This window comes from Actinomadura darangshiensis, assembly GCF_004349235.1.
GTDB lineage: Bacteria > Actinomycetota > Actinomycetes > Streptosporangiales > Streptosporangiaceae > Spirillospora > Spirillospora darangshiensis.
Genome location: NZ_SMKY01000330.1, coordinates 1 through 9,098 on the forward strand (window position 1 = coordinate 1; position 9,098 = coordinate 9,098).

At 72.7% G+C, this 9,098-nt stretch carries 8 protein-coding genes and 1 pseudogene; 3 read left to right on the top strand and 6 right to left on the bottom strand.

What is annotated here, in order from left to right; translation table 11 throughout:
* Nucleotides 1-237 precede the first annotated feature (237 nt).
* The 4 genes from E1293_RS40100 to alr are packed head-to-tail and all read right to left on the bottom strand — an operon-like array spanning nt 238 to nt 4,866.
* Nucleotides 238-1,431, bottom strand: a complete 1,194-nt coding sequence (locus E1293_RS40100) for a sensor histidine kinase (RefSeq protein ID WP_207939380.1) — start codon at nt 1,429-1,431, stop codon at nt 238-240.
* Nucleotides 1,424-2,104 carry a response regulator transcription factor gene (locus E1293_RS40105; protein ID WP_207939381.1) on the bottom strand — a complete coding sequence of 227 codons (681 nt, stop codon included), beginning with the start codon at nt 2,102-2,104 and terminating at the stop codon, nt 1,424-1,426. The genes E1293_RS40100 and E1293_RS40105 overlap by 8 nt, the downstream gene beginning before the upstream one ends.
* Nucleotides 2,105-2,153: 49 nt before the next feature.
* Nucleotides 2,154-3,146: a D-alanine--D-alanine ligase family protein gene (locus tag E1293_RS40110; RefSeq protein WP_132204236.1), complete on the bottom strand. Its 993-nt coding sequence runs from the start codon at nt 3,144-3,146 to the stop codon at nt 2,154-2,156.
* A gap of 13 nt (nt 3,147-3,159) precedes the next feature.
* The gene (alr, locus tag E1293_RS40115; protein WP_132204238.1) at nt 3,160-4,866 is read right to left on the bottom strand and encodes an alanine racemase; all 1,707 of its coding nucleotides are present in this window, start codon (nt 4,864-4,866) and stop codon (nt 3,160-3,162) included.
* A 106-nt stretch (nt 4,867-4,972) separates the two neighbouring features.
* On the opposite strand from alr, the gene E1293_RS40120 reads away from it, so the two are divergent.
* The 3 genes from E1293_RS40120 to E1293_RS40130 are packed head-to-tail and all read left to right on the top strand — an operon-like array spanning nt 4,973 to nt 7,112.
* Nucleotides 4,973-5,146 carry a ribbon-helix-helix protein, CopG family gene (locus E1293_RS40120; protein ID WP_132204240.1) on the top strand — a complete coding sequence of 58 codons (174 nt, stop codon included), beginning with the start codon at nt 4,973-4,975 and terminating at the stop codon, nt 5,144-5,146.
* A gap of 1 nt (nt 5,147) precedes the next feature.
* The gene (locus tag E1293_RS40125; protein WP_132204242.1) at nt 5,148-5,492 is read left to right on the top strand and encodes a VOC family protein; all 345 of its coding nucleotides are present in this window, start codon (nt 5,148-5,150) and stop codon (nt 5,490-5,492) included.
* A 33-nt stretch (nt 5,493-5,525) separates the two neighbouring features.
* Entirely contained in the window at nt 5,526-7,112 is a 1,587-nt protein-coding gene (locus tag E1293_RS40130; RefSeq protein ID WP_132204244.1) for a DHA2 family efflux MFS transporter permease subunit, read from the top strand.
* Between the two features lie 31 nt (nt 7,113-7,143).
* Here the strand turns inward: E1293_RS40130 and menD are convergent, their stop codons facing one another.
* Both menD and E1293_RS40140 read right to left on the bottom strand, forming a co-directional pair.
* Nucleotides 7,144-8,811 carry a 2-succinyl-5-enolpyruvyl-6-hydroxy-3-cyclohexene-1-carboxylic-acid synthase gene (gene menD / locus E1293_RS40135; protein ID WP_132204246.1) on the bottom strand — a complete coding sequence of 556 codons (1,668 nt, stop codon included), beginning with the start codon at nt 8,809-8,811 and terminating at the stop codon, nt 7,144-7,146.
* A pseudogene (locus tag E1293_RS40140) lies at nt 8,808-9,098 on the bottom strand (o-succinylbenzoate synthase); the annotation flags it as partial. The gene menD and the pseudogene E1293_RS40140, both read right to left, overlap by 4 nt.

Sequence of the window (9,098 nt, forward strand, 5' to 3'; positions counted from 1 at the left end):
ACCCTCCCCCTACCGGCACCCTTGCCATCCCCGCCGATCTGGCAACCGCCCGCTGACGCTTCTCGTCGTTGCTGGTTTTGGGTGTTGGTGTAACTGGTGCTGCATCACGCCCGTGGCCTTTACATTGTAAGTTATAGGGGGAATCTGAGGAGACCGGCTGAGGGCTGGGCCGCCATAGGGCGGTGTCGGTGGTGATCTGAGCGGCGTTGGGCGGTACAGCGGGCAGCTGGCGCTCCCCTATCCAGGACGGGGCGGGGCGTGTGCTCCCTCCCCTCCCCCGGGCACCGATCTAGTTGGCCCGTTCGGGGACGGCGCCTGCGGTGTACCACCAGGGAGGCGGACCGTGACGAGGAGGCCGCCGGTCGGGCGGGGTACGAGGTCGAGGGTCCCGTCGTGCGCTCGGACGATGCTGTGCACGATCGCCAGCCCGAGACCGACGCCGGCGTGCTCGTCGGTGCGGACGCGTTGCGTCCCGCGTTGGAAGGGTTCGGTGAGGGTCGGGAGGAGTTCCGGTGGGACCTGATGACCGGTGTTCTCGACCCGCAGCACGCCCCCGTGGTGCTGCGCTTCGGTATGGACCGTCACGGTGCCACCGGACGGCAGGTTGTGGACGATGGCGTTCTGGACGAGGTTCGTCACCATCCGCAGGATGAGCTCCGCGGAGCCGATGGCCTGTGCCGTCTCGCCGGTGGCCGACAGCGTGATCCGGCGCTTCTCGGCGAGGGGAAGCAGCGTCTCGGTGACTTCTTCGGCGACGAGGGACAGGTCGACCGGTTCGCGGGCGAAGCTCCTGCGGTCGCTGCGGCTGAGCAGCAGGAGCGTCTCGGTGAGGTCGATCGCCCGGGTGTTGACGGTGTGGAGGCGTTCGATGAGCTCGCGCTGGTCCCGGTTGGGGTCGCTGCGGGCGACGTCCAGGAGCGTCTGCGAGATCGCCAGCGGGGTGCGCAGCTCATGGGAGGCGTTCGCGGCGAACCGCTGCTGTTCGCTCACGTGGGATTCGAGTTGCTGGAGCATGGTGTCGAACACGTCGGCCAGCTCGCGGAACTCGTCGCTCGGACCCTCCATGCGGATCCGGTGGGACAGCGAGCCGTCCGCGGCCATCCGCGCCGCGTCCGCGATCCGCGTGAGCGGCGCGAGCATCCGGCCGGCGAGGATCCACCCTCCCGCGAGACCGGCCACCAGGAGGAACGCCATCGCCTGGGCCGCGCGGGGGGCGAAGGCGTGCAGGAGGTCGGAGCGGTTGGGCACGAACAGCGCGTGCGGCGCCCCGTGCCTGCCGGTCCCCGGCCCTCCCATGAGCGTGCCCTCGGGCACATAGCGCAGCAGGAACACCCAGACCACGGCCAGCAGGAGCGCACCGACGAGCAGGAGAAACCCTGCGTAGCTGAGGGTGAGCTTCAACCGGACGCTCAGCCCCGGCCGCCTATTCACGGGAACTGCCAGAACGGGTGTCGATGCGGTACCCGACGCCGGGCACCGTGGCGATGAGCCATGGTTCGCCGAGCCGTTTGCGCAACGCCGACACCGTGATTCGGACGGCGTTGGTGAAGGGGTCGGCATTGGCGTCCCAGGCCCGCTCCAGGAGCTCCTCGGCGCTGACGACACCCCCCTCGGCGGCGACCAGGACCTCGAGCACGGCGAACTGCTTGCGGGTGAGCGCGACGTAGTCCCCGTCGCGGAAGACCTCCCGGCGGAACGGGTCCAGCCGCAGGCCCGCGATCTCGAAGACCGGAGGCCGGGCGTGCGCGCGCCTGCGGTCCAGCGCCCGCAGCCGCATGACGAGCTCGCGGAGCTCGAACGGCTTGGTGAGGTAGTCGTCGGCGCCGAGCCCGAACCCCGAGGCCTTGTCGTCGATCCGGTCGGCGGCGGTGAGCATCAGGATCGGGGTGCCGCTGCCGGACGCGACGATCCACCGGGCGATCTCGTCGCCGGAGGGACCGGGGATGTCGCGGTCGAGGACCGCGAGATCGTAGGAATTGACGCTGAGCAGTTCCAGCGCGGAGTCGCCGTCGCCGGCGATGTCGGCGGCGATCGCCTCCAGCCGGAGACCGTCACGGACGGCCTCGGCCAGGTAGGGCTCGTCCTCCACGAGAAGCACACGCATGGCTCCAGGCTATGCAGCCTGGCATATCGCCAGCGTATGCGGCGTGCGGTCATGGCCTCATGTGAGGTGATCGCGGGCTCGCGGGTCCGGGCACGGTGGCGGCGTCGACCAGGCGCGCCACCAGCTGCTCGTAGGGCAGCCCGGCCGCGGCGAACATCCTCGGTACCTGCGACTCGGCCGTCATTCCCGGCATGGTGTTGACCTCGTTGAGCACGGGTCCGCGGCCGGTGAGGAAGAAGTCGATGCGGGCGACCCCGGCGCAGCCGAGCGCGTCGAACATCCGCAGCGCCGCCCCGGTCAGGGCCGCCCGGTCCGCGCCGCCGAGGTCGGCCGGCACGGTGAACCGGGCCGAACCGTCGTACTTCGACCGGGTGTCGAACAGGCCGCCGGCATGGATCTCCAGCGGCGGCGCCGCCCATCGGCGGCCATCGGCCTCGCGCAGGACGGCCACATCGATCTCCCGGCCCTCGACGACGTCCTCGATCAGGATCCGGTCGTCGAATCGCGCCGCGTCGCGCAGCGCGGCGCGCAGCCGGGAGGGGTCGCGGGCGAGGGCGACACCGAAACTCGATCCGGCCGAGGCCGGCTTCACTACCACGTCGGCCGTGAAGCCGATACCGGCGATCTCCGCCGCCGTCGCCAGCCGGCCGGGGGCGGTGTCGATCCCGACGGCCTCCGCGACGAGTTTGGTCGCCCATTTGTCCATGCCGAGCGCTCCGGCGCGCAGGCCCGAGCCTGCCATCGGCGTGTGCGCCAGCGAGCACAGCGCCGCAAGGGTCCCGTCCTCGCCGGACGGGCCGTGGACCGCGGGGAAGACGGCATCGGCACGTCCGATGACGTCCAATGCCGCCGTCAGGGAACCGATGGGATTGGATCCGAGCGCATCGGCTGCTCGCCTCCACGTCCCGTCGCGGCCGATGGTCAGTTCGTCGACGTCGAAGCCGCTGGAACGCAGCGCCGCCGCGACCTCTGCGGCGGTGGCCAGGGAGACGTCGTGCTCGGCGTTCTGTCCTCCGCCGATCACCGCGATTCGCCGTGTCATGCGGTCCTCCCCCTCATATGCCGTGCTCCCCCTCATTTGCCATGCTCCTTTTCACGCGCGGCCCGATGCCGGTGACGATGGTGTGCGGAATGGTCCCGGCCCAGCGGGCCCAGTCGTGGATGGTCGGGGTCGCGCCCCCGTCCGGGCCGAACACGGTCGCGGACGTGCCGGGCGGGAAGTACTCGGCCCCGGTGTCGATCACGATCTGGTCCATCGAGACCCGCCCGGCGACCGGGAAACGGCGCCCGCGGATCTCGACGCCGGCCTCGGGCGAGCGCTCTCGCGGGATCCCGTCGGCGTACCCGAGAGGGAGGACGCTCAGGTGGGTGGCACGGTCGGTGACATACGCGCCGCCGTAACCGACCGGCGTGCCGGCCGGGGCCGCCGTCGTGTGCACGATCGGTGCGGTCAGCCGGGACGCGCCGCACATCTCCACGGTTTCGGACGGGTCGATGCCGACAAGTCCAGCCCCGACGCGGACCATGCCGAAGTGCGTCGCCGGGTCGGCCACCGCCCCCGAGGTGGCCGCCAGATGGGCGAGCGGCGAACCGAGTCCAGCCGCCCGGACCGCGCGCTGCGCCTCGCGCATAGCGGCGACCGCGGGCGCGTTCGCCGCGGGGTCGGCCTGGTCGGCCAGTGCGAGGTGCCCCATGACGCCCACGACACGGACCCTCCCGGCCTGCTGGCCGCGCTGAGCGAGACCGATCAGTTCGGCCCACTGCCCGCGGGGGCAGCCGCCCCGCGACATTCCGGTGTCCATGTGCAGATGAACCCGCACCAACGGCGCGCGCTGCGCGAGAAGCCCGCCGAGGTCGTCCACCGACCCGACCGCGACATCGACACCGGCGGCGGCCGCCGCCTCCGCGTCGATCCCGGAGGGGTGCAGCCAGGTGAGGATCGGCACCGCCAGCCCCGCGGTGCGCAACGCGGACGCCTCCGCGACACTCGTCGTCCCGAGCCAGCCGGCACCGGCGGCGACGGCGGCCCTGGCGACCGCGACGGCGCCGTGGCCGTAACCGTCGGCCTTGACCACGGCCATGACCGTGCCCCGGGTCCGCGCACGGATCTCGGCCACGTTCGCGGTCACGGCCGCGGGCAGCGTCAGCAAGGTCGGCCGCAAGGTCGTCGATCGGCGCTCGATCACGCCCGGAACCCGCGCCCTCGGGGCATCCGGATGCGGCAGCCGGACCGGCTCGGCCGTGCGGTACTCGAAGTGCCACCACTCGTTGTCGTAGACGCGGTAGAGCCCGTACCGCCCGCCGTGCCGTTCGAGCCACCGGGCGCCCTCGGTCGGCCGGACGTCCAGCGCCAGCCCCTGCACGTGGCGGGACTCCTCCGGTGGCAGCACCCGGCGCCGCGCCGCGGGCACCGATCCGCTGCGCCGCACCTCCGCGGCGAAGATCTGCTGCTGCTCCGCCGCATCGCGGTGCCCCGAGGTGAGGCCGATCAGCTGCCCGTCGCGCCAGAACGCCTCCGCCCGCGCGTGCGTGAACGCCGCCAGCGTCTGCGGTGCCAGCCCGCGCAGGTCCTCGGCGGGGAAGCGCAGGCTCAGCGCCCACTGGCAGGCCAGGAAGCGGGCGCGGCCCGGTGCGCGGCAGAAGGCGATCGGCACCAGCAGCACCGCGACGAACCGGGTGACGGCCGCGAGGACGCGCGCCTTGGCGGCCGAGGACGGATCGTTCGCCACGGCTCGCCGCCGGAGGGCTCTGCTGTGGTCCATGCCCCCAACTGAAGATGAGGGCCCGTTGCGGCGGCGTATCCGGTTTCCGATACGCCCGCGATACGCCGGTTAGCTTGCTAGCACACTAGGATGCTAGCATCGACCCATGGGCGATGCGGAGGTCAAGCAGTTCAACGTCTACCTGCCGGTGGAGCTGATCAGGCAGGTCAAGCATCACGCGATCGAAACGGGCTCGTCGCTGTCGGCGCTGGTCGCCGAGGCGCTGCGCGCCTACCTCGATGACGCAGAGCGAGAGAACACATCCGGAAAGGACTCATGACATGGCGACCGAAGGTATCGAGGCGGTCTTCCTGGAGACCCGCAACTGGGGGAAGACCGCGAAGTTCTTCCAGTCCCTGGGGTTCGAGCTGGAGATGTCCGAAGGCGACGGCTCCGGCGTGTTCCGCAACGGCGAAGGGGTCTACCTCGTCGTCGTCGAGATCCCCGAGAACCGGGAACCGGGCGTGCAGATCGCGCTGAAGGTGGCCGACGCGGACGCCTTCCGCGCCGATCCCGCCGTCGACGTGGTCACCCCGTTCGAGGACACCCACTACGGGACCCGGGAGATGACCGTCCGGGACCCCGACGGGCGGCTCTGGAGCCTGCAGGCGCCCGGCAAGAACTGACCGGCCCCGAGGGACCTGGACGGAGGGAAGCGCATGAGCAGATGGCGCGGCGATCCCTGGGCGGTGCTGCTGACGCTCAGCCTGGGGTTCTTCATGACGCTGCTGGACCTGACGGCGGTCAACGTCGCCGTCCCCAGCATGATCGGCGACCTGCACGCGTCGCTGGACGAGGTGCTGTGGGTGATCAACATCTACATCCTCGCCCTGGCCGCGCTGCTGATCGCGTCCGGGCGGCTCGGGGACGTGCGCGGCCCCCGCACCATGTTCATCGGGGGCGTCGCGCTGTTCACGGCCGCGTCCGTGCTGTGCGCCCTGGCACAGGACCCGGCCCAGCTCATCGCCGCCCGGGCCGCGCAGGGCCTGGGCGCGGCGGCGCTGGCACCGCAGACGATGACGATCATCATCGGCACGTTCCCGGCCGAGCGGCGCGGCGCGGCGCTCGGCGTATGGGGCGCGGTCGCGGGGGTCGCCACGATCGCCGGGCCCACGCTCGGCGGGCTCCTGGTGAGCACGGCGGGCTGGCGCTGGATCTTCCTCGTCAACGTCCCGATCGGCGCGCTCGTGCTCGTCATGGCCGTCACGCTCGTGCCGGACGTCCGGCACGGCACCCACCACAAGCTCGACATCCCGGGCGTCGTCCTCGCCGCGGCGACGCTGGCGTGCCTGACGTTCGCGCTGACCGAAGGCCAGCGGTACGCGTGGAACGCCGGGATCTGGGCGCTGCTCGGCGCCGCCGCCCTGCTGCTGGCGGTGTTCCTGGTCCACCAGGCCAAGGGGCAGGGCGGCGAGCCGCTGCTGCCCTTCGCGCTGTTCCGCGACCGCGGCTACGCGGTCATGAGCTTCGTGTCCGCGACCGTCCAGGTGGGCATGATCGGCCTCTTCCTGCCGGTGATGATCTACCTGCAGTCGGTGCTGCAGTTCAGCGCGCTCAAGGCCGGGCTGGTGATGGCTCCGGCGATGGTCGTGTCGGCGGTGCTGTCGCCGTTCGCGGGGCGGATGGCGGACCGGCTCGGCGGCAAGTACGTCCTGATGAGCGGCCTGGCCCTGTTCGCGGCCGGCCTCGCCTGGCTCACCGGCGTCGCCGGTGTCGGCCGGACGTGGTGGGAGTTCCAGCCGGCCCTGATCGTGGCCGGTGCCGGCATCGGCTGCCTGTTCGGCCCGATGGTCACCGTCGCGATGTACAACGTCGACCCCAGGATGGCCGGGGCCGCCTCAGGCGTGCTGAACACGGTCCGGCAGATCGGCACGGTCATCGGAAGTGCGGCGGTCGGCGCGGTGCTGCAGAACCGGCTGGCCGTCTCCCTCCACCAGGAGGCCGTCAACCGGGCCGGTGAGCTTCCGGCGGGCGTCCGGGAGAGGTTCGCCGCCGGCCTCGACGGTGCCGCCAAGGACGGCCTGGCCGCCGGCACCGGGCACTCCGGCGGCTTCCAGTCCCCCCACATCCAGCAGGTCGCGGCGTCCGCCTTCGAGCACGGGGTCGTCCATGCCATGCGGCCGACGCTGGCCCTTCCCATCGCGGTGGTCGCGGCCGGCGCCGTCGCCTGCTTCCTGGTGCGATCCGAGCGGGCCGGTGGGCGGCGTGCTGTTCCGGATGCGGCCGATGCCCGCACCCGGGCCTAGGCCTTTACGTTGTAAGTTGAAATCGGGGAGATCAGGCGAGGACGGTGCGGACGGCGGCTTGGGCCGCCTTCCGCAGCTCGCCGTGCAGGGCGGCGTTCGCCTCCCGGTCGGTGCGGGCCTCGACGATGCGCAGCCCCTCCCCCGCCATCACCTTCGGCAGGTCCGCGGCCGCCTCCAGCCGCCGGTACGGGACGCCGTGCGCGGCGGCGACGGCCTCCAGGTCCACCTGGTGCGGGGTGCCGAAGACCCGCTCGAACGGGCCGTGCAGCGCCGCCTGCGGCAGCAGCGAGAAGATCCCGCCGCCCTGGTTGTTCACCACGATGACCGCCAGGTCGGGGCGGCGGTCCCGCGGCCCGATGATCAGGCCGTTCTGGTCGTGCAGGAACGCCAGGTCGCCGAGCAGCGCGTAGGAGCGGCCGCTGTGCGCCAGCGCCGCGCCGATCGCCGTCGACACCAGGCCGTCGATGCCGCTGGCGCCCCGGTTCGCCATGATCCGGATGCCGCGCCGCGGCCGCATCACCTGGTCGAGGTCGCGGATCGGCATGCTCGCCGCCGTGAACAGCAGCGACCCGCCCGGCAGCGCCGCGACCAGGTCGCGCGCCAGCCGCGGCTCGCTCACCTCGGGGATCGCGTCCAGGACCGCGTCCACGGCCGCCGCGGCGGCCAGGTCCGCCGTCCGCCACGACTTCAGCCACGCGTCGTCGCCCGACACGACCGGGATCTCCACCTCCGGCGCCACCTGCGTCGCCGACCGCACCGGGTCGGGCCAGTGCGCCAGATCCGGCGCCAGGACGATGTGCTCCTCGGCACGGCGCAGCAGCGACAGCAGCGGACGCGACAGCCCCGGCTTCCCGAGCGTCACCACCACCTCGGGACGGTGCCGCTCCACGAACTCGGGCACGCCCAGCAGGAAGTGATGCGACGACAGCGCGTGGTCGCCGTAGCGCGCGTTGCCGTTCGGCTCGGCGAGGACGGGCCAGCCGGCCATCGACGCGGCCGCCACGTACCGCTTCACGTTCACCGCGCCGTCCCCGACCACCAGGACGCCCCGGCGGGTCGGCGGGACGTGCAGCACCGACCCCGGTGTGGCGGCGCGCACCTTCGTCCACGCGCCCGTCGCGTCACCGTCGAGAGGCTCGCACCACGTCTCGTCGCCGTCCGGGATCAGCGGCTCGCGGAACGCCGCGTTGACGTGCACCGGCCCGGGAATGGGCGCCTGTGCCAGCCCCCACGCGCGGCTCATCAGCGACCGCCAGTACGCCACCATGCCCGGACGGTTCTCCGGGACGCCGATCTCGGTGCTCCACCGCACCGCCGTCCCGTACAGCTTCACCTGGTCGATCGTCTGGTTCGCGCCGGTGTCACGCAGCTCGGGCGGCCGGTCGGCCGTGACCACCAGCAGCGGGACGCCCGACTCGTGCGCCTCGACCACCGCCGGATGGAAGTTCGCCGCGGCCGTCCCCGACGTGCACACCAGCGCGACCGGGCGCCCCGACCGCTTGGCCATGCCGAGCCCGAGGAACGACGCCGACCGCTCGTCGACCCGCACGTGCAGGCGGACCCGCCCCTCCTCCTCGGCGGCGTGCAGCGCGAGCGCCAGCGGCGCCGACCGGGAGCCCGGCGCCAGCACCACGTCGGTCATCCCGCAGCGCAGCAGCTCGTCGACCAGGACGGTGGCCAGCGCGGTCGCCGGGTTCACGGCGCCACCCCGATCACCGCCGGGCCGCCCAGCTCGGCCTGCGCGTCCAGCGCCCGCCCGCGCCAGCCCGCGGCGGGCGCCTCCCAGCGGCGCAGCGCCTCCTCGTCCACCACCGGGCGGCGCACCTCGATCTCACCCGCCACCGGGACCAGCGGGTCGCCGACGACGTCGCCCTCCAGCAGCGACAGCGTCCCCAGCCCGCACGCGTACGGCAGGTCCGGCAGCGCGGCGGCCAGCGCCAGCCCCGCCGCCAGCCCCACCGACGTCTCCACCGCGCTCGACACCAC

What these genes read in the sequence shown, in the direction of transcription:
- E1293_RS40105 (WP_207939381.1), bottom strand. Translation starts at nt 2,104, where the DNA reads ATGCGTGTGCTTCTCGTGGAGGACGAGCCCTACCTGGCCGAGGCCGTC.
- alr (WP_132204238.1), bottom strand. Translation starts at nt 4,866, where the DNA reads ATGGACCACAGCAGAGCCCTCCGGCGGCGAGCCGTGGCGAACGATCCG.
- E1293_RS40120 (WP_132204240.1), top strand. Translation starts at nt 4,973, where the DNA reads ATGGGCGATGCGGAGGTCAAGCAGTTCAACGTCTACCTGCCGGTGGAG.
- E1293_RS40125 (WP_132204242.1), top strand. Translation starts at nt 5,148, where the DNA reads ATGGCGACCGAAGGTATCGAGGCGGTCTTCCTGGAGACCCGCAACTGG.
- E1293_RS40130 (WP_132204244.1), top strand. Translation starts at nt 5,526, where the DNA reads ATGAGCAGATGGCGCGGCGATCCCTGGGCGGTGCTGCTGACGCTCAGC.
- E1293_RS40110 (WP_132204236.1), bottom strand. Translation starts at nt 3,146, where the DNA reads ATGACACGGCGAATCGCGGTGATCGGCGGAGGACAGAACGCCGAGCAC.